The following is a 16,919-nucleotide window of genomic DNA, read 5'->3' as shown; positions in this document are numbered from 1 at the left end:
GCATTCGGGTCCGTGGTCCGGACAATTGGGCCTGTTTGCTACCCCCCGGTAATCCCAGTGATCTAGGTTACAGCCAAGTCAGCAGCCAGCCCCCGCTGTGTGACGCGGCCGCGTCACGCCAAGACGAATGAGTAGGTAACAGATGCCGACCACGATCGACACGACCTTCCTCGACACGATGCCGGCCAACGTCGCCGTGCAGTTCTTCGACCGGGTGGCCGCGTCGCCCGACAGCGAGGCCTTCCGGTTCCCGCGCGGGGAGGCGTGGGAGTCGGTCACCTGGAAGCAGGCCGGCGACAAGGTCGAGGCGCTCGCGGCTGGCCTCATCGCCCTGGGCGTCGAGCCCGAGCAGCGCGTCGGCATCGCCTCGGGCACCCGCTACGAGTGGATCCTGGCCGACCTGGCGATCATGTGCGCCGCCGGCGCCACGACCACGGTCTACCCCAGCACCAACGCCGAGGACACCGTCTACATCCTGGGCGACTCCGAGAGCCGCGTCGTCTTCGTGGAGGACGACGAGCAGCTCGCCAAGCTGACCGCCCACCGCGCCGAGCTGCCGCACGTCGGCAAGGTCGTCACCTTCGACGGCAAGGCCGACGGCGACTGGGTGATCACGCTCGACGACCTCGCGGCGCTGGGCGCGCAGAAGCTGGCCGAGCAGCCCGACGTGGTGCGCACGACGTCGCAGGCGATCGCTCCCGACCAGCTGGCCACGCTGATCTACACCTCCGGCACGACGGGCCGGCCCAAGGGCGTACGGCTGCGTCACTCGTCGTGGGTCTACGAGGGCGAGGCGATCCGCGCGCAGGGCATCCTGTCCGAGACCGACCTCGAGTTCCGCTGGCTGCCGATGGCCCACTCCTTCGGCAAGGTGCTGATGTCGACGCAGATGGCGTGCGGCTTCGCGGCCGCCATCGACGGCCGCGTCGACAAGATCGTCGACAACCTGGGCGTCGTGAAGCCCACCTTCATGGGCGCCGCGCCCCGCATCTTCGAGAAGGCCCACGGCCGGATCGTCACGATGCAGGCCGCCGAGGGCGGTGCGAAGGAGAAGATCTTCCAGAACGCCTTCAAGGTCGGCCTCGAGGTCGAGCGCCTCAAGCGCGAGGGCAAGTCGGTGCCGCTGGGGCTCAAGGTGCAGCACGCATTGTTCGACAGGCTGGTCTTCACCAAGATCCGCGACCGCTTCGGTGGAAACGTCCGCTTCTTCATCTCCGGTGCCGCCGCGCTCAACCGCGACATCGCCGAGTGGTTCGGCGCGGCCGGCATCAAGATCCTCGAGGGCTACGGCCTCACCGAGACCTCGGCCGGCTCCTTCGTCAACCACCCCGACCAGAACAAGTTCGGCACGGTCGGCCCGGTCTTCCCCGGCAGCGAGGTCAAGCTCGGCGACAACGACGAGATCATGATCAAGGGCCCGGGCGTCATGGACGGCTACCACAACCTCCCCGAGGAGACGGCCAAGACGCTGACCTCCGACGGGTGGCTGCACACCGGTGACAAGGGTGCGCTCGACGAGGACGGCCACCTGGTCATCACCGGGCGCATCAAGGAGCTCTTCAAGACCTCCGGCGGCAAGTACATCGCCCCGCCCGCCATCGAGTCGAAGTTCAAGGCCGTGTGCCCCTACGCCAGCCAGTTCATGGTCTTCGGCGACGAGCGCAACTACTGCGTCGCGCTCGTCACCCTCGACCCGGACGCGATGGCCGGCTGGGCCGAGGAGAACGGCATGAGCGGCAAGTCCTACACCGAGGTCGTGCAGTCGCCCGAGGTGCAGAAGATGGTCGGCGACTACGTCGACGAGCTCAACAGCCACCTCAACCGCTGGGAGACCATCAAGAAGTGGAAGCTCCTCGACCACGACCTCACGGTCGAGTCGGGCGAGCTGACCCCCTCGATGAAGGTCAAGCGCAACGTCGTGCAGGACAACCACCAGGCGCTCATCGAGGAGATGTACGCCTGAGCTGCCGGGACTGCTGAGCGGGGGTGCCCGCGTGGTTGGATACCCGCGTGCCCCCCGCTCAACCCGACGGCGACGTCGCCCCCGAGGACGGCCTCCTGCCCGACGAGGCGTGGGCCGAGTTCGGCAGCAAGCCGTTCGGCCTCTACGTCCACGTCCCGTTCTGCAGCGTGCGCTGCGGCTACTGCGACTTCAACACCTACACCGCGCACGAGCTCGGTGACGAGGTCGGCGCCAGCCGCTCGTCCTACGCCGAGGCCGCGATCCGCGAGATCCGCTTCGCCCGGCAGGTGCTGGGCCACCGCGACGTGCCGATCGAGACCATCTTCTTCGGGGGCGGCACCCCGACCCTGCTGAAGCCGGCCGACCTGGGCGCGATCGTGGCGAGCGCGGCCGCGGAGTTCGGCCTGGCCGACGGGGTCGAGATCACCACCGAGGCCAACCCCGACAGCGTCGCCGCCTGGGACCTCGAGGAGCTGCGCACCGCGGGCTTCAACCGGATCAGCTTCGGCATGCAGTCGGCGGTCGACCACGTGCTCCGCACGCTCGACCGCACGCACGACCCGATGCGGGTGCCCGCGGCCGTCGACTGGGCCCGCCGGGCGGGCTTCGACGACGTCAGCCTCGACCTCATCTACGGCACGCCGGGGGAGTCGCTGGCCGACTGGGAGACCTCGGTCGAGGCGGCGCTGGCGTGCGAGCCGGACCACGTGTCGGCGTACTCCCTGATCGTGGAGGACGGCACCGCCCTGGCCCGGCAGGTGCGGCGCGGCGAGCTGCCGATGCCCGACGAGGACGACCTTGCCGACAAGTACCTCATGGCCGACGAGCGCTTCAGCGCCGCGGGCCTGAAGTGGTACGAGGTGTCCAACTGGGCGACCTCGCCCGACCACTGGTGCCGCCACAACCTGCTCTACTGGACCGGCGGCCACTGGTGGGGGGTCGGGCCCGGCGCCCACTCCCACGTCGGCGGTGTGCGCTGGTGGAACGTCAAGCACCCCGCGGCGTACGCCGAACGGCTCGGGCGCGGGGTCTCACCCGCCATCGGGCGCGAGGTGCTCGGCTACCGCGACCAGCGCGTCGAGCGGGTGCTGCTCGAGATCCGGCTCGTCGAGGGTCTCCCGGTGACCGCGCTCGACGCCACGGGTCGATCCCACGTCGCCCGGCTGGTCGCCGAGGGGCTCGTCGAGCTCGCCACCGAGCGGCTGGTGCTCACCCAGCGCGGCCGGCTGCTCGCCGACGCGGTCGTGCGCGACCTCGTCGACTGAGACGGCCCGCCGCCCCTCCTGTCGCGTTCCCCGGATATCCGGGGAAACTGGAGCCTCACCCCCGAAGCTTCGAGGGTGAGGCTCCAGCTTTGATCTGGAACCTCCGGGTCCGCGGGTCTCATGACGGCCCGCGGGTCTCGTGACGGGTCGCCAGCCCTTCGCTCCGCTCAGGGCTGGGCGAGCCCTCCTCGACCTCCCGACGTGATGTTCCCTCCGCTGCGCTCAGGGAAGCGTCGTGAAGTCGATGAGCTCCTCGACCCTGCCGAGCAGCGCGGGCTCGAGGTCGGCGTACGACGTCACGCGGCCCAGGATGTGCTTCCACGCGCGCGCGATGTCGGCCTGGTTGCGGTGCGGCCAGCCCAGCTGCTGGCAGGTGCCGGTCTTCCAGTCGATGCCCTTGGGCACCGCGGGCCAGCGGGGGATGCCGAGGCGGTCGGGCTTGACCGCCTGCCACACGTCGATGAAGGGGTGCCCCACGACGAGCACGTGCTTGCCGATGGGGGAGCGGGCGATGCCCTGGGCGATGCGCGCCTCCTTCGACCCCGGGACCAGGTGGTCGACCAGGACGCCCACGCGGCGCTGCGGTCCGGGCTTGAAGTCGCGGAGGTGGTCGGCGAGGTCGTCGACGCCGCCGAGGTACTCGACCACCACGCCCTCGATGCGCAGGTCGTCGCCCCAGACCTTCTCGACCAGCTCGGCGTCGTGGCGGCCCTCGACGAAGATCCGGCTGGCGCGGGCCACGCGGGCCTTCGCGCCGGCGACCGCGACCGAGCCCGACGCGGTGCGCGTGGGGGCGGCGGGCGCACCTGCGCGCACCGGGCGGGTGAGGATGACCGGCTTGCCCTCCAGCAGGAAGCCGGGCCCGAGGGGGAACGTACGCCGCTTGCCGCGGCGGTCCTCGAGCGTCAGCGTGTCGATGTCGCGGTCGACCGCGACCACCTCGCCGCACCAGTCGGTGGTGACCTCCTCGACCACCATGCCGAGCTCTGTGGGCGTCTCGACGGCACGGCCCCTGGCCGGGACACGCCAGTCGCCGGAGAGGACGTCTGTTCCGTAGCGATCCGCAGGCACCGGGATACGGTAGGCGGCCAACGGACACAATCGGGGGTGGCACGCCGTGGCAGCACGCGCGACGACGCAGGAGAACGAGCACACGGCGCAGGGGGTCGGGGGCAGCGACGGGGGTCGCGCGGCACGCCTGCGACGGACTTCGTGGCGCGAGCGCATCCGGGCGCGCCTGCGCGACGACTACGAGGAGGACGGCGTCTTCCGGCCGGTGCGGCTGTCGGTCTGGGCCGACTGGGGGATCTCCGCCGCGATCATCGCCGTCGCAGCCGCGTCCTTCGTCGGCTTCTTCGTCTGGCTGGCGCAGACGCGGGGAGCCTGATGTCGCGGCGGCAGCGCACCACCCAGCAGTCCGCGATCGCCCGGTCCTTCGGCGGGCGCAGCGGCTTCGTGTCCGAGGAGCTCAAGGGGCCCGACAAGCCCGGCAAGCAGATGACCCGATGGGAGCGCAGCGCGGCCTGGCTCAACTGGAGCGACTCGCACAACCACTACGAGGAGTACGCCGACGACAACCAGGTCCGTCTCGGTCGGCTGCTGCCCTCGACCGAGGTCCTGGTCGCCGTCGGCATCGTGCTCTTCGTGTTCGGCGGTTACGCCGCGTTCATCGCCGTGCTCGCGCTGACGCGCTGACTCAGCCCTGCGAGATGCCGGCGCCCTGGGCGCCGTCGCCGCTCCCGTCGCCGTTCGCGATCGCCTCGTCCTCCTCCTGGGTGGCGTCCATCTCGAGCTCCTCGCGGCTCTTGGTCGCCTCGTCGTCGGGGTCGAGCGGCTCGGCCAGGGGGTTGTCCTCGCCGGGCTGCAGGTCCTCGGGCAGCTGGTCGTCGGAGATCCCGCCGAGAGTGGAGGAGTCCGGCGAGGCGGTGCCGCCCTCGTGGTCGGCGTCCGCGGGGCTGGTGCCGCTCTGGGAGCGCGGGGTGTCGGTGCTCTGGGTGGACTCGTTGTTGTCGGTCATCACCCAGTCCTACCGAGGCGCACCGGGCCGCGCCAGCCCCCGGGGGGTGACCGCGCAGACGAGCTCAGACGAGCGGGAGGCGCTTCTGGCTGCGGGGCAGGTGCTCGTAGCCCAGGCGTACGGCGCTGACGAGCCGCTCCGGCTCCCACGGCCACTCGCCCTGGGCGAGCGCCTCGGACTGCGGCACACCTCGCGAGGCGAGGTCGCGGATGGTCTCGGCGATGACGCCCAGCTCGGCGCGCTGGGCCTGGACGTAGTCCTTGTCGACGACCTGCCCGTGGCCGGGCACGACGACGGTGGCGTCGGTCATCAGCCCGAGCACCAGGTCGAGCGTCAACGGCCAATCCATCGGCCACGAGTCGTCGCCGATGAAGGGCGGGTCCGACTCCTCGATGAGGTCACCGCCGAGCACGACGTCGGCGTCGGGCACCCGGACGACCAGGTCGCCCGCCGTGTGCCCGCGGCCGGGGTGGATCAGCTCGACCGCGCGGTCGCCGAGGTCGACCTGGACCGCCGAGGAGAACGTGTGCGTCGGCAGCTGCAGCGTGGTGGCGAGGACCTCCTCGCGGCGCGGGTGGTCGCTGGCCTGCTCGTACATCTCGAACGTGTGCCGCGCGGACTCCTCGACGTGGTCGCGGGCCCACTCGGTGGCGTGGATCGGCATCTCGCCGAACTGCTCGACCATCGTCGCGTTGCCGAAGTGGTGGTCCCAGTGCTCGTGGGTGTTGACCAGCCCGGTGAGCGGACCCGCGCCCAGGCGGCGTACGTCGTCGGCGACCACGCGCGCCTGCTGCGCCGAGCCGTGCGTGTCGACCATGAGGAGTCCGTCGGACCCTCCGACCAGCGTGATGTTGACGTGCATCCAGTCGTAGTGCGCCACCCAGACGCGGGGCGCCACCTCGACGAATCGGGGGGTGAGGTCGGGCATGCCCCGGACACTACGGCCTGCTAGTAGAGTTGGCACTCCCGTCAGTTGAGTGCCAGCGAGGAGGTTCCGTGGTCGACGACCGCAAGCTCGACGTGCTGCGCGCGATCGTGGAGGACTACGTCGCCACCGAGGAGCCGGTGGGCTCCAAGGCGCTGGTCGAGCGTCACGGGCTCGGCGTCTCGCCGGCGACGGTGCGCAACGACATGGCGGTGCTGGAGGAGGAGGGCTACATCCACCAGCCCCACACCAGCGCGGGCCGGGTGCCCACCGACAAGGGCTACCGCCTCTTCGTCGACAAGCTCGCCACCCTCAAGCCGATGAGCATGGCCGAGCGCCGCGCGATCTCGACGCTGCTCGACGGCGCGGTCGACCTCGACGACGTGGTGCAGAAGTCGGTGCGGCTGCTGAGCCAGCTGACCCGCCAGGTCGCCATCGTCCAGTACCCCACGCTCTCGCGCTCCACGGTGCGCCACGTGGAGCTCGTCGCGCTGACCCCGACCCGGGTGATGGTCATCCTGATCCTCAGCACCGGGCGGGTCGAGCAGCGCCTGGTCGAGCTCGACGCACCGATCGCCGACACCGACCTCGCCGAGCTGCGGGTCGCGGTCAACCAGGCCACCGCGGGCGTGCAGATCGCGGCCGCCGCGGCGGCGCTGGGCGCGCTGCCCGACGACGTACGCCCCGAGCAGGCAGACTCCACGCGCGCCGTCGTCGGGGTGCTCACCGAGGCGATGTCGGACCACCGCAGCGACGAGCGCGTGGCCGTCAGCGGCACCGCCAACCTCGCCCGCTACGGCGACTTCGACACCGCCGTGCGACCGCTCCTCGAGGCGCTGGAGGAGCACGTCGTGCTGCTCAAGCTGCTGGGGGAGTCGGGGGTCGACGCGCTCACCGTGCGCATCGGGCACGAGGGCCCCTACTCAGAGCTCGCCGCGACCAGCGTCGTGGCCACCGGCTACGGACCGCAGGAGCTGCACCTCGGCTCCCTCGGCGTGGTCGGACCGACCCGGATGGACTACCCCGGATCCATGGCAGCCGTGCGCGCCGTCGCGCGCTACGTCTCGCGGATCCTCGATGAAGGAAACCAGTGACCCAGGACCCCTACGAGATCCTCGGCGTCTCCCGCGACGCCGATGCCGACGAGATCAAGAAGGCCTACCGCCGGCTGGCCCGCCAGCTGCACCCCGACGTCAACCCCGACCCGGAGACGCAGGAGCGCTTCAAGGACGTCTCGCGCGCCTACGAGGTGCTGAGCGACCCGGGCAAGCGGGCGGCGTACGACCGTGGCGGCGACGCGTTCAGCCAGGGCTTCGGCGGTGCCGGCCAGGGCTTCAGCTTCACCGACATCATGGACGCCTTCTTCGGCGGTGGCGGCGCGGCCGCCGGCGCCGGTGCGCGTGGCCCGCGCTCGCGTGCGCGGCGCGGCCAGGACGCCCTGATCCGCCTCGACGTGACGCTCGCGGAGGCCGCCTTCGGCGTCACGCGTGACCTCAAGGTCGACACGGCGCTGCGCTGTGAGGCCTGCGAGGGCGAGGGCACCGCGCCCGGCACCAAGCCGGTGCCCTGCGAGACCTGCCACGGCCAGGGCGAGGTCGCTGTCGTGCAGCGCTCCTTCCTCGGCGAGATCCGCACGCTGCGCCCCTGCGCGGCCTGCCGCGGCTATGGGTCGGTCATCCCCGACCCGTGCCGTGAGTGCTCCGGCGACGGCCGGGTGCGCTCGCGTCGCACGCTGACGGTCAAGATCCCCGCCGGCGTCGACCACGGCACCCGCGTCCAGCTGACCGGCCAGGGCGAGGTCGGCCCCGGCGGTGGCCCGGCCGGCGACCTCTACGTCGAGATCCACGTCGAGCCGCACAAGACCTTCACCCGCCACGGCAACGACCTGCACACCACGATCTCGCTGCCGATGACGGCGGCGGCCCTCGGCACCCACCTCACGCTCCCGCTGCTCGAGGCCGACCTGGAGCCGCCGAAGGACTCCGACCCCGACTCGAGGCCCGTCACCACCTACGACCTCGACGTCCGCCCCGGCACCCAGTCGGGCAGCGAGCAGGTCATCCGCGGCTTCGGCGTGCCCAGCCTCCGCGGCGGTCGCGGCGACCTGGTCGTCAGCATCTCCGTCGACACCCCGACGCGGCTCGACCCGCGCCAGGAGGAGCTGCTGCGCGAGCTGGCGGCGATCCGCGGCGAGGAGCAGCCCGACGGGCAGAACGAGGCGCCGCACAAGTCGATGTTCGGCCGGCTGCGCGAAGCCTTCCAGGGCTGAGCGGGCCGGTGTCGCTCCCCGTCCACCTCGTCGACTCGCTGACGGACGCCGTCCCCGGCTCGGTCGTCGAGGTCGACGGCGACGAGGCGCACCACGCCGTCGCCGTACGCCGCCTGCGCGAGGGCGAGCAGGTCGTGCTGACCGACGGCCGCGGCACCTCGGTCACCGGCGCGGTCGCCTCGACCGGCAAGAGGTTCTTCTCCGTCACCGTGGCGTCGGTCTCCACCGACACCCGCCCGGAGCCGGCGATCACGGTCGTGCAGGCGCTGCCCAAGGGCGAGCGCGGCGAGCTGGCGGTCGAGGTGCTCACCGAGGTCGGCGTCGACCGCGTCGTGCCGTGGGCGGCCTCGCGCTCGGTGGCGGTCTGGAAGGGCGAGCGGGCCGTGAAGTCCCACGCCAAGTGGCAGGCGACCGCCCGCGAGGCAGCCAAGCAGGCGCGTCGGTCGTGGCTGCCCACGGTGACGCCCCTCGCTTCGACCGCCGACCTGGCCGCGGTCGTCGCCGACGCGGACCTCGCGGTGGTGCTCCACGAGGACGCGACCCAGCCGCTCGCCACCCTCGACGTGCCCGCATCGGGCCGGATCGTCGTGGTCGTCGGCCCGGAGGGCGGCATCGCCCCCGACGAGCTGGCCGAGCTCACCGACGCCGGCGCCCACGTCGTACGCCTCGGGGCCGAGGTGCTGCGCACCTCCACCGCCGGCGTCGTGGCCGTCGCGGCGCTGCTGTCGCGCACGCCGCGCTGGTCCTGACGCCGCGTCAGTCGATGACGGTGATGCGCCGGGTGTCGGTGAAGAAGTCACCCTGGCCCGACGGGTCCTCGGTCTGGGAGATCACGACGTAGTCGCCGGGCGCCACGCCGCCCAGGTCGAAGGTCACCGAGAAGGGCCAGAGCCGGGGCGTGCCCTCACCGCTCGCGATCGTCGGGACCTGGTCGACGACGTAGGTCCCCTCCCAGCGCTGGATGCGCGTCACGATGTTGCCCTCGTAGCCGGTGCCCGCGCCGGTCACGGTGAAGGGCTCGTCATTGTCGACCACCTGTCCCTCGAACGGGGTCGACAGGCTGACGTGAGCGAGCACGTCGAGGTCCGGGCCGGCCGTGACCGGCGTCGACGTCGCTACACCGAGGACGGTGTCGGCGAGCTCGCCGAACAGCCGGAAGCGGACCGGCAGCTGCTTGCCCACCGCGTCCTGCGCCGTGCGGACGACGGCCTCGACGGCGAGCCGCGCCTCCTCGGGCGTGAGCGCGCCGGCCGAGCGGAGGTCGTCCTGCGGGTCGCCGCCGAGCGAGACGTCGATGACGTCACCGGTGGACGCGAGCTGTGCCGAGGCGGTGGTGAGCGGTGGCCAGAGCACCCGGTAGTCCGGGTCCTCGGGCGGCAGCCGCCTGCCGTCGCGGGTGCTGCCGACGGCCGCGGCGACGGCGACACCGAGCGGGTCCGCAGGGTCCATCGTGAGGAGCTGTCGGTAGAGCCGGGGACCCGCGGGGGTGTCTCCGACGTAGTAGACCGCGTGGACCCCCTGGGAGGCGCGGCGCATCTGCTCGAGCCTGTCCTGGCGCTCGGAGCGGTCCGGTGCGGCGGAGGTCGGGTCGTCGGTCGGCGTCGCCGTGGATGTCGGTCCGTCCGCCGGTGCCGGCGCGGCGCCGTCCGGCATGTCCCCAGCCGCGAGCACGAGCGCCGTGACGGCCGAGGCGGCGACGAGCCCGGCGCCGCCTGCGGCCCACCAGCTGCGGCCGCGACCCCGCTCGGGCGGCCTGGTGGCGGCACGGACCGCCTCGATCCGGTCACCGGGCTCGATGGCGTCCGCCGCCTCGTGGAGCAGGTCAGTGATCCTCTGGTCGTTCACGACGGGTCCTCCCACCAGACACTGAGCAGGTCGCGCAGGGCGGCGCTGCCACGGGATGCGTGCACCTTGACCGCGCCGCGCGAGATGCCCAGCGCGTCGGCGATCTGTGTCTCCGACCAGTCGAGGTAGTGCCGCAGCACCAGTACCTCGCGCTGGCGCTGCGAGAGCTCGAGGAGCGCGGCTCGTACGGCGTCGCGCCGGGCGCCGCCGAGGGACGGCCCGGTGACGACCGTGCCGACGGCCTGCTCGCGGCGGGTGTGCTTCTCGACGACCGCGCGGTGCCGCAGCGCCGAGCGCGACCGGTTGACGACCGCCTGGCGCAGGTACGCCAGCGCCTTGTCGGAGTCGCGCAGCCGTGACCAGCGCCCGTGCATCGCCACGAAGGCGTCCTGCACGACGTCCTCCGCGGCGGCCTGGTCGTGCACGAGCAGGGCGGACAGGCGCACGAGCTGGCGCCAGTGGGCGGCGTACATCGCCTCCACCGCGGCGTCGGCGTCAGCACCGTGCAGCGAGAGGTGCTCGGCCACGGGCGCCCCCCGTCGGTGTGGTCCGGTCGTCATCACATGAGTGGGACGCCCCAGTGCAAGGGGCGGTTGACACCTACTGGACGGTGATGTTCTTGGTGTCGACGGACGGGCCGTTGCCCTCGGCGCCACCCGACGGGTCGTCGGTCGAGCACCGGAGGACGGCCTCGCCGCTCACGCCCTCGAGCGGGATCTCCACCTCGAAGGCGAACAGCCGGTCCTCCATCCAGCCGTCGGACTGGTAGGCCTCCAGCGCCACCTCCTGGCCGCCCACGATCAGGCGGCAGGGGCCCGAGGCCTCGAAGGAGTTCGCCACGCCAGTGACGGTGAGGGTGTCGCCGGTGACGGTGTCGCCCTCCGCGGGCGAGGTGATGTTGACCAGGTTGAGGGTCTCGAGGTCGCTCGAGGCCTCGTACGGCGCGTCGGTCGCGAGCCCGAACAGGGGAGCGCCACCCCGCTCGAGCTGCACCGGCACCCGCTCCTGCTGCACGCCCTGCAGCGTGCGGACCAGCTGCTGGACCGCGAGCTCGGCGTCCCGCGCGGTCATGCCGTCGGGGCGCTCGGTGAACGCGTCGCCCGGCACCTCGACGAGCAGCACGCCGTCCGTCGCCGTCACCGCACTGATCTCGACCTGCGGCCACAGGGTGCGGTAGTCGGGGTCGTCGGGGGAGCCGCCGGCCACCAGGCGGGCCGCCTCCAGCAGCGGGTCGCCGGTGACGCGGTGGAACTCGCGGAACAGCACCGTCCCCCTCGGCCCGTCGCCGGCGAAGTAGACCGGGACCGTGGTGCCGTCGTCCGAGGTGTCGTCGGCAGGCGACTCCGAGGCGGCCGGCTCGCTCGTCGGGTCCTGCGGCGCGGAGGGCTTCGGCTTCTCCGTGGCGCGGTCTCGGGACTCGCCGGAGGCCGGCGCCGGGTCGTCGGAGCTGCACGCCGCGAGCGTCAGGGTGCAGGCGAGGACGGCGGCGCCCGCGCCAGCCCAGCGTCGTACGGACGGACGGCGAGCGGCGAAGGTCATGGCGCTCACGGTAGTGGTGCGGCCGCCCCGTCCTTTGGTCCCACACGCCGCGGCGCGGCAGCCTAGGCTGGGCGCATGAGCGAGCCCGTGGACGACTGCGTCTTCTGCAAGATCATCGCCGGGGAGATCCCCGCCGACGTGCTGGCCCGCAACGAGCACGCGGTGTCGTTCAAGGACCTCCACCCCCAGGCGCCGTTCCACGCGCTGGTGGTGCCGCTCGCCCACCACGCCGACGTGGCCGCGTCGGCGGCTGCCGACCCGTCGATCGTCGGCCATGCCGTCGCGCTCGCCGACGAGGTCGCCCGCGCGGCGGGCAACGACCACTACCGCCTGGTCGCCAACACCGGCCGCGGTGCCGGCCAGACCGTGTTCCACACCCACTTCCACGTCCTGGCCGGTTCGTCCGGCATGACCGAGCGACTGGTCTGAGCGCCGTGCGCCGCCCCCTCGCCGCTCCCCTCGCCGCCCTGCTCGCCACGGGCCTGCTCGCCCTCTCCGCGTGCGGCGGCGGCTCGGCCGAGCCCCGTGCCGACCGCAGCGCCACCCAGCCCGCGTCGTCCCCGTCGGCCGACGACGCCGCCGACGACGCAGGCGCGGCCGGACACGGCGGCCACTACGCCGAGCCCGCCCGCTCGAAGCCGCTGCGTGCGGGAGAGACGCGTACGACGATCGCGATGCCCGGCAGCTACACCCCCTCGGCCCCCTACGGCACCGGCACCGACGACTACCGCTGCTTCCTGCTCGACCCCGAGCTCGAGCGCGACGCGTGGCTCACCGGCACGCAGGTCCTGCCCGGCAACCCCGACGTCGTCCACCACGTGATCCTGTTCCAGGTCGCGCCGGAGCAGGTCGCCGCGGCCGAGGCCAAGGACGCCGCCGAGGACGGTGAGGGCTGGACCTGCTTCGGAGGCACCGGGCTCGACCGCTTCCAGGACGTCAACCACTCGTCGTGGATCGGCGCGTGGGCGCCCGGCGGCGAGGAGACCGTCACCAAGCCGGGCTTCGGCGTGCGCCTGGCGAAGGGGAGCCGGATCGTGATGCAGGTCCACTACAACCTGCTCGCCGGCCAGGAGCCCGACACGTCGGCGGCACAGCTGCGGCTGGCCCCGGGCAAGCGCCCCTACCAGGCGCTGACCACGATGCTGCTGCCCGCGCCGGTCGAGCTGCCGTGCCGCCCACAGCACTCCGACGGCCCCCTGTGTGACCGCGACGCGGCGCTCGCCGACGTCAAGGAGCGCTTCGGCGCCGAGGGCAACACCGCCGACCTGCTCCACCTGCTCTGCGGTGGCGAGCCGCAGCCGGGCACGACCCAGTCGTGCCTGCGCACCCTCGGCGAGCCGATCACCATCCACGGCGTGGCCGGCCACATGCACCTGCTCGGCCGCTCGATCAAGATCGAGGTGCGGCCCGGCACCCCGCAGGCGCAGACCATCCTCGACATCCCGGTGTGGGACTTCGACGACCAGGGCAGTCGACCGATCGAGCCGATCACCCTGCAGCCCTTCGAGCAGGTCAAGGTCACCTGCACCCACGTGCAGTGGCTGCGCGACAAGCTGCCCGCCTTCGAGGGCCAGCCCGACCGCTACGTCGTGTGGGGCGAGGGCACGACCGACGAGATGTGCCTGGGGATGCTGCAGGTCACTCGGCCCTGACGGGGCCACCCCTGTTCAGGTGGGCCCCGTGTCGCACGCTCGGTAGCATGGTGGGGCTCTGCCACCGACCCGGAAGGCCGCCCGACATCGGGCCTCCATGACTGACACCACGCGCAGCACGAGCCGCACCGGCTCCCCCCAGGACAAGCCGACCCACACGGTCGTGGTCCCCAACAGCATCGACATGGTGTCGGTCCTCGGGCCGGGCGACGAGCACCTGCGGCTGATCGAGCGCGCCTTCGACGCGACGGTTCACGTGCGCGGCAACCGGATCACCCTCACTGGCGACTCCGCCGAGGTGGCCAGCGCCGAGCGCCTGCTCGACGAGGTCGTCACCCTCGTGCGCACCGGGCAGGGCGTGACGGGGGAGACCGTCGAGCGGATCATCCAGATGCTGCGCACCGAGACCCTGGAGCGCCCGGCCGACGTGCTGAGCCTCAACATCCTGTCCAACCGCGGACGCACCATCCGGCCCAAGACGCTCAACCAGAAGCGCTACGTCGAGTCGATCGACAAGCACACGATCACCTTCGGCATCGGACCCGCCGGCACCGGCAAGACCTACCTGGCGATGGCCAAGGCCGTGCAGGCGCTGCAGGCCAAGGAGGTCAACCGCATCATCCTGAGCCGCCCGGCCGTCGAGGCGGGGGAGCGGCTCGGGTTCCTGCCCGGGACGCTGAGCGAGAAGATCGACCCCTACCTGCGCCCGCTCTACGACGCGCTGCACGACATGGTCGACCCCGACACGATCCCCAAGCTGCTCGCCGCCGGCACCATCGAGGTCGCCCCGCTGGCCTTCCTGCGTGGTCGCTCGCTCAACGACTCCTTCATCATCCTCGACGAGGCGCAGAACACCACGCCGGAGCAGATGAAGATGTTCCTGACGCGCCTCGGCTTCGGCTCGCGCATCGTCGTCACCGGCGACACCAGCCAGGTCGACCTCCCCTCCGGCACCAAGTCCGGGCTGCGGGTCGTCGAGGGCATCCTCGACGGCGTGGAGGACATCTCGTTCTGCCGCCTCACCGGCACCGACGTCGTGCGCCACCGCCTGGTGGGGCGGATCGTGGAGGCCTACGAGGTCTTCGACGCCGACAACGAGCGCACCGGGCCCCGGAAGACGACCCAGACGTCCACCCCGACCACGGTCCAGAAGACCGAGGGAGGTCCGCGATGAGCATCGAGGTCCTCAACGAGTCGGGCCTCGAGCTCGACGTACGCCGCCTCTCCCGCCTGGCCCGCTTCGTCATGGACCGCATGCGGGTGCACCCGCAGGCCGAGCTGTGCATCAAGGCCGTCGACGAGGACACCATCGCCGAGCTCAACGGCCAGTGGATGGAGAAGGACGGCCCGACCGACGTGCTCGCCTTCCCGATGGACGAGCTGCGCCCGGGCAAGGTCAACGAGGAGCCGGAGGAGGGCGTGCTCGGCGACCTGGTGCTGGCGCCGTCCGTCGCCGAGCGGCAGGGCGAGGAGGCGGGCCACGGGCGCGAGGCCGAGATCGACCTGCTCACCGTCCACGGCATCCTCCACCTCCTGGGCTACGACCACGCCGAGCCCGAGGAGCACGCGGTGATGTTCGGCCTGCAGGCAGAGCTCCTCGACGCGTGGCGCTCAAACCCCGACCCCGCCTGACGTGACCGCCTGAGATGACCGCAGACATCTGGCAGCTCGGCTCGGCTGCCTTCCTCGTCCTGCTCGCCGGCCTGTTCTCCGCCGCCGACGCCGCGCTCAACGGGTTCTCCCGCGCCCGCGCGGAGGAGCTGAAGGCCGAGGGCCGCGCCGGCGCCACGCGCCTGGTGATGATCCTCGACGACCCGCCGCGCTACCTCAACACCGCGCTGCTCCTGCGGCTGCTGTGCGAGATCAGCGCGATCGTGCTGGTCAGCACCTGGGCCCGCGACGCCTACCACGGCTCCCTGGTCCCGAGCGTGCTCACCACCATCGGGGTCATGCTGGTCGTCTCCTTCGTCGCGATCGGCGTGGCGCCGCGCACCATGGGCCGTCAGAACGACGCCCGCATCGCGCTGCTCTCGGCCGGCCCGCTCTCACTCGTCACCACGATCCTGGGCCCCATCCCGGCGCTGCTGATCCTGCTCGGCAACGCGATCACCCCGGGCAAGGGCTTCAGCGAGGGCCCGTTCTCCACCGAGACCGAGCTGCGCGAGCTCGTCGACCTCGCCGAGGCCTCCGCGGTGATCGAGTCGGGCGAGCGCCGGATGATCCACTCCGTCTTCGAGCTCGGTGACACCACCACCCGCGAGGTGATGGTGCCGCGTCCCGACGTGGTCTACGTCGAGCGCCACAAGAACATCCGCCAGACGCTCTCGCTGTTCCTGCGCAGCGGCTACTCCCGCATCCCGGTCGTCGACGACAACCTCGACGACATCGTCGGCATGGCCTACCTCAAGGACCTGGTGCGTCGCGACTTCGAGGCGCCCGACGTGGAGTTCACCCAGCGCGTCGAGGAGGTGATGCGCCCGGTGCACTACGTGCCGGAGTCCAAGCCGGTCGACGCGCTGCTCTCCGAGCTCCAGGCCAGGCGCCAGCACATCGCCGTGGTCGTCGACGAGTACGGCGGCACCGCCGGGCTGGTCACCATCGAGGACGTGCTCGAGGAGATCGTCGGCGAGATCACCGACGAGTACGACGAGGAGGAGGTCGAGGTCGAGCGCCTCGACGACGGCACCATCCGGCTCTCCTCGCGCTACCCGGTCGACGACCTCGACGAGCTGGTCGGCTTCACCGTCGAGGACGAGGACGTCGACAGCGTCGGCGGGCTGATGGCCAAGCACCTGGGCAAGGTGCCGATCCCCGGCTCGGTGGTGGAGTGTCACGGCCTGCGCCTGGAGGCCGAGCGCGCCACAGGTCGCCGCAACAAGATCGAGACCGTGCTGGTGACGGTGCTCGCCGACAAGGACGTCGACGACGAGGCCGGGCCGGTCGGCTCCGCCGGGCGCTGACCACGACGTGCTCCTGGCGCACCGTCTCCGCGGTGCCGCGTCCGGTCGCTCACTAGGGTGTCGCCCATGAGCGACCACGACGACCACGTTGCTGCGCTGAGCCCGGAGGACGCCAAGCTGGTGACCCTCGCCCGCGCGACGCGGGTCCGCGCCCGCGCCGTCGAGGGTGCCGCGGTGCGCGACCTCGACGGACGGACGTACGCCGCTGCCAGCGTGCGCCTCGAGCACCTGCACCTGTCGGCGCTGGAGGTGTGCGTGGCGATGGCCGTGGCGTCCGCGGCCGCGGGCCTGGAGGCCGCTGTCGTGCTGACCGACGGCGACCTGCCCGACACCCGCGCGGTCGCCGACCTCGCCGGTGCGGGCGTGCCGGTGCTCGTCGGCGACCCGGCGGGGCGCATCCACACGCGCTCGGCCACCTCCGCGGGCTGAGCCTCCACACGTGCTTCGTCGCGGGGCCCCGACCACCTGCTGGTGAACCCCCTCG

Annotated in this window: 19 protein-coding genes; 13 read left to right on the top strand and 6 right to left on the bottom strand. The window is 72.1% G+C overall.

Annotated features, from left to right (window positions below; translation table 11 throughout):
• The first annotated feature begins 142 nt into the window (after positions 1-142).
• Both ASG76_RS05920 and hemW read left to right on the top strand, forming a co-directional pair.
• Positions 143-1,963 carry an AMP-dependent synthetase/ligase gene (locus tag ASG76_RS05920; protein ID WP_056601233.1) on the top strand — a complete coding sequence of 607 codons (1,821 nt, stop codon included), beginning with the start codon at positions 143-145 and terminating at the stop codon, positions 1,961-1,963.
• 47 nt (positions 1,964-2,010) lie between these two features.
• A complete protein-coding gene (hemW, locus tag ASG76_RS05915) occupies positions 2,011-3,228 on the top strand; it encodes a radical SAM family heme chaperone HemW (protein WP_056601231.1) in 1,218 nt (405 codons plus the stop codon).
• Positions 3,229-3,450: 222 nt separating this feature from the next.
• On the opposite strand, the gene ASG76_RS05910 is transcribed toward hemW, so the two are convergent.
• A complete protein-coding gene (locus tag ASG76_RS05910) occupies positions 3,451-4,299 on the bottom strand; it encodes a DUF3097 domain-containing protein (protein WP_056601229.1) in 849 nt (282 codons plus the stop codon).
• A 46-nt stretch (positions 4,300-4,345) separates the two neighbouring features.
• On the opposite strand from ASG76_RS05910, the gene ASG76_RS19255 reads away from it, so the two are divergent.
• The gene (locus ASG76_RS19255; RefSeq protein WP_056601228.1) at positions 4,346-4,615 is read left to right on the top strand and encodes a hypothetical protein; all 270 of its coding nucleotides are present in this window, start codon (positions 4,346-4,348) and stop codon (positions 4,613-4,615) included.
• The gene (locus ASG76_RS05900; RefSeq protein WP_056601225.1) at positions 4,615-4,923 is read left to right on the top strand and encodes a hypothetical protein; all 309 of its coding nucleotides are present in this window, start codon (positions 4,615-4,617) and stop codon (positions 4,921-4,923) included. Before ASG76_RS19255 ends, ASG76_RS05900 begins: the two co-directional genes overlap by 1 nt.
• A 1-nt stretch (position 4,924) precedes the next feature.
• Here the strand turns inward: ASG76_RS05900 and ASG76_RS05895 are convergent, their stop codons facing one another.
• Both ASG76_RS05895 and ASG76_RS05890 read right to left on the bottom strand, forming a co-directional pair.
• Positions 4,925-5,245 carry a hypothetical protein gene (locus ASG76_RS05895; protein ID WP_056601219.1) on the bottom strand — a complete coding sequence of 107 codons (321 nt, stop codon included), beginning with the start codon at positions 5,243-5,245 and terminating at the stop codon, positions 4,925-4,927.
• Positions 5,246-5,309: 64 nt separating this feature from the next.
• Entirely contained in the window at positions 5,310-6,173 is an 864-nt protein-coding gene (locus tag ASG76_RS05890) for an MBL fold metallo-hydrolase (RefSeq protein WP_056601218.1), read from the bottom strand.
• 68 nt (positions 6,174-6,241) lie between these two features.
• On the opposite strand from ASG76_RS05890, the gene hrcA reads away from it, so the two are divergent.
• Genes hrcA through ASG76_RS05875 form a run of 3 tightly spaced genes read left to right on the top strand, consistent with a single transcriptional unit; the run spans position 6,242 to position 9,188 of the window.
• Positions 6,242-7,264, top strand: a complete 1,023-nt coding sequence (gene hrcA / locus ASG76_RS05885) for a heat-inducible transcriptional repressor HrcA (protein ID WP_056601217.1) — start codon at positions 6,242-6,244, stop codon at positions 7,262-7,264.
• On the top strand, positions 7,261-8,439 hold the full coding sequence (dnaJ, locus tag ASG76_RS05880) for a molecular chaperone DnaJ (RefSeq protein ID WP_056601211.1): 1,179 nt from the start codon (positions 7,261-7,263) through the stop codon (positions 8,437-8,439). The genes hrcA and dnaJ overlap by 4 nt, the downstream gene beginning before the upstream one ends.
• A gap of 8 nt (positions 8,440-8,447) precedes the next feature.
• The gene (locus ASG76_RS05875) at positions 8,448-9,188 is read left to right on the top strand and encodes a 16S rRNA (uracil(1498)-N(3))-methyltransferase (protein WP_056601209.1); all 741 of its coding nucleotides are present in this window, start codon (positions 8,448-8,450) and stop codon (positions 9,186-9,188) included.
• Positions 9,189-9,195: 7 nt separating this feature from the next.
• Here the strand turns inward: ASG76_RS05875 and ASG76_RS05870 are convergent, their stop codons facing one another.
• The 3 genes from ASG76_RS05870 to ASG76_RS05860 all read right to left on the bottom strand — a co-directional run bounded on the left by ASG76_RS05870 (position 9,196) and on the right by ASG76_RS05860 (position 11,823).
• Positions 9,196-10,284 (bottom strand): Gmad2 immunoglobulin-like domain-containing protein, encoded by a 1,089-nt coding sequence (locus tag ASG76_RS05870; RefSeq protein WP_056601207.1) that lies wholly within the window; start codon positions 10,282-10,284, stop codon positions 9,196-9,198.
• The gene (locus tag ASG76_RS05865; RefSeq protein WP_056601201.1) at positions 10,281-10,811 is read right to left on the bottom strand and encodes a SigE family RNA polymerase sigma factor; all 531 of its coding nucleotides are present in this window, start codon (positions 10,809-10,811) and stop codon (positions 10,281-10,283) included. Before ASG76_RS05865 ends, ASG76_RS05870 begins: the two co-directional genes overlap by 4 nt.
• 73 nt (positions 10,812-10,884) lie before the next feature.
• Positions 10,885-11,823, bottom strand: coding sequence for a Gmad2 immunoglobulin-like domain-containing protein (locus ASG76_RS05860; protein WP_056601199.1), 939 nt, complete (start codon positions 11,821-11,823; stop codon positions 10,885-10,887).
• Between the two features lie 75 nt (positions 11,824-11,898).
• Between ASG76_RS05860 and ASG76_RS05855 the strand changes: the two genes are divergently transcribed.
• The 6 genes from ASG76_RS05855 to ASG76_RS05830 all read left to right on the top strand — a co-directional run bounded on the left by ASG76_RS05855 (position 11,899) and on the right by ASG76_RS05830 (position 16,864).
• A complete protein-coding gene (locus tag ASG76_RS05855) occupies positions 11,899-12,252 on the top strand; it encodes an HIT domain-containing protein (RefSeq protein WP_056601198.1) in 354 nt (117 codons plus the stop codon).
• Between the two features lie 5 nt (positions 12,253-12,257).
• Positions 12,258-13,475 (top strand): hypothetical protein, encoded by a 1,218-nt coding sequence (locus ASG76_RS05850; protein ID WP_056601193.1) that lies wholly within the window; start codon positions 12,258-12,260, stop codon positions 13,473-13,475.
• 97 nt (positions 13,476-13,572) lie between these two features.
• Complete coding sequence (locus ASG76_RS05845) at positions 13,573-14,649, top strand: PhoH family protein (RefSeq protein ID WP_056601192.1); 1,077 nt, start codon at positions 13,573-13,575, stop codon at positions 14,647-14,649.
• Positions 14,646-15,107: an rRNA maturation RNase YbeY gene (ybeY, locus tag ASG76_RS05840; protein WP_056601184.1), complete on the top strand. Its 462-nt coding sequence runs from the start codon at positions 14,646-14,648 to the stop codon at positions 15,105-15,107. The genes ASG76_RS05845 and ybeY overlap by 4 nt, the downstream gene beginning before the upstream one ends.
• 14 nt (positions 15,108-15,121) lie before the next feature.
• Positions 15,122-16,435, top strand: a complete 1,314-nt coding sequence (locus tag ASG76_RS05835; RefSeq protein ID WP_056601182.1) for a hemolysin family protein — start codon at positions 15,122-15,124, stop codon at positions 16,433-16,435.
• Positions 16,436-16,501: 66 nt separating this feature from the next.
• Complete coding sequence (locus ASG76_RS05830) at positions 16,502-16,864, top strand: hypothetical protein (RefSeq protein ID WP_056601180.1); 363 nt, start codon at positions 16,502-16,504, stop codon at positions 16,862-16,864.
• Positions 16,865-16,919 lie beyond the last annotated feature (55 nt).

The organism is Nocardioides sp. Soil774 (assembly GCF_001428125.1).
Lineage (GTDB): Bacteria > Actinomycetota > Actinomycetes > Propionibacteriales > Nocardioidaceae > Nocardioides.
This window is presented reverse-complemented; position numbering and strand designations above follow the sequence as displayed.

Excerpts from the sequence above, each read along its gene's own strand:
- ASG76_RS05920 (WP_056601233.1), top strand. The coding sequence starts at position 143 with ATGCCGACCACGATCGACACGACCTTCCTCGACACGATGCCGGCCAAC.
- ASG76_RS05900 (WP_056601225.1), top strand. The coding sequence starts at position 4,615 with ATGTCGCGGCGGCAGCGCACCACCCAGCAGTCCGCGATCGCCCGGTCC.
- ASG76_RS05895 (WP_056601219.1), bottom strand. The coding sequence starts at position 5,245 with ATGACCGACAACAACGAGTCCACCCAGAGCACCGACACCCCGCGCTCC.
- ASG76_RS05890 (WP_056601218.1), bottom strand. The coding sequence starts at position 6,173 with ATGCCCGACCTCACCCCCCGATTCGTCGAGGTGGCGCCCCGCGTCTGG.
- ASG76_RS05860 (WP_056601199.1), bottom strand. The coding sequence starts at position 11,823 with ATGACCTTCGCCGCTCGCCGTCCGTCCGTACGACGCTGGGCTGGCGCG.
- ASG76_RS05855 (WP_056601198.1), top strand. The coding sequence starts at position 11,899 with ATGAGCGAGCCCGTGGACGACTGCGTCTTCTGCAAGATCATCGCCGGG.
- ASG76_RS05845 (WP_056601192.1), top strand. The coding sequence starts at position 13,573 with ATGACTGACACCACGCGCAGCACGAGCCGCACCGGCTCCCCCCAGGAC.
- ybeY (WP_056601184.1), top strand. The coding sequence starts at position 14,646 with ATGAGCATCGAGGTCCTCAACGAGTCGGGCCTCGAGCTCGACGTACGC.
- ASG76_RS05835 (WP_056601182.1), top strand. The coding sequence starts at position 15,122 with ATGACCGCAGACATCTGGCAGCTCGGCTCGGCTGCCTTCCTCGTCCTG.
- ASG76_RS05830 (WP_056601180.1), top strand. The coding sequence starts at position 16,502 with ATGAGCGACCACGACGACCACGTTGCTGCGCTGAGCCCGGAGGACGCC.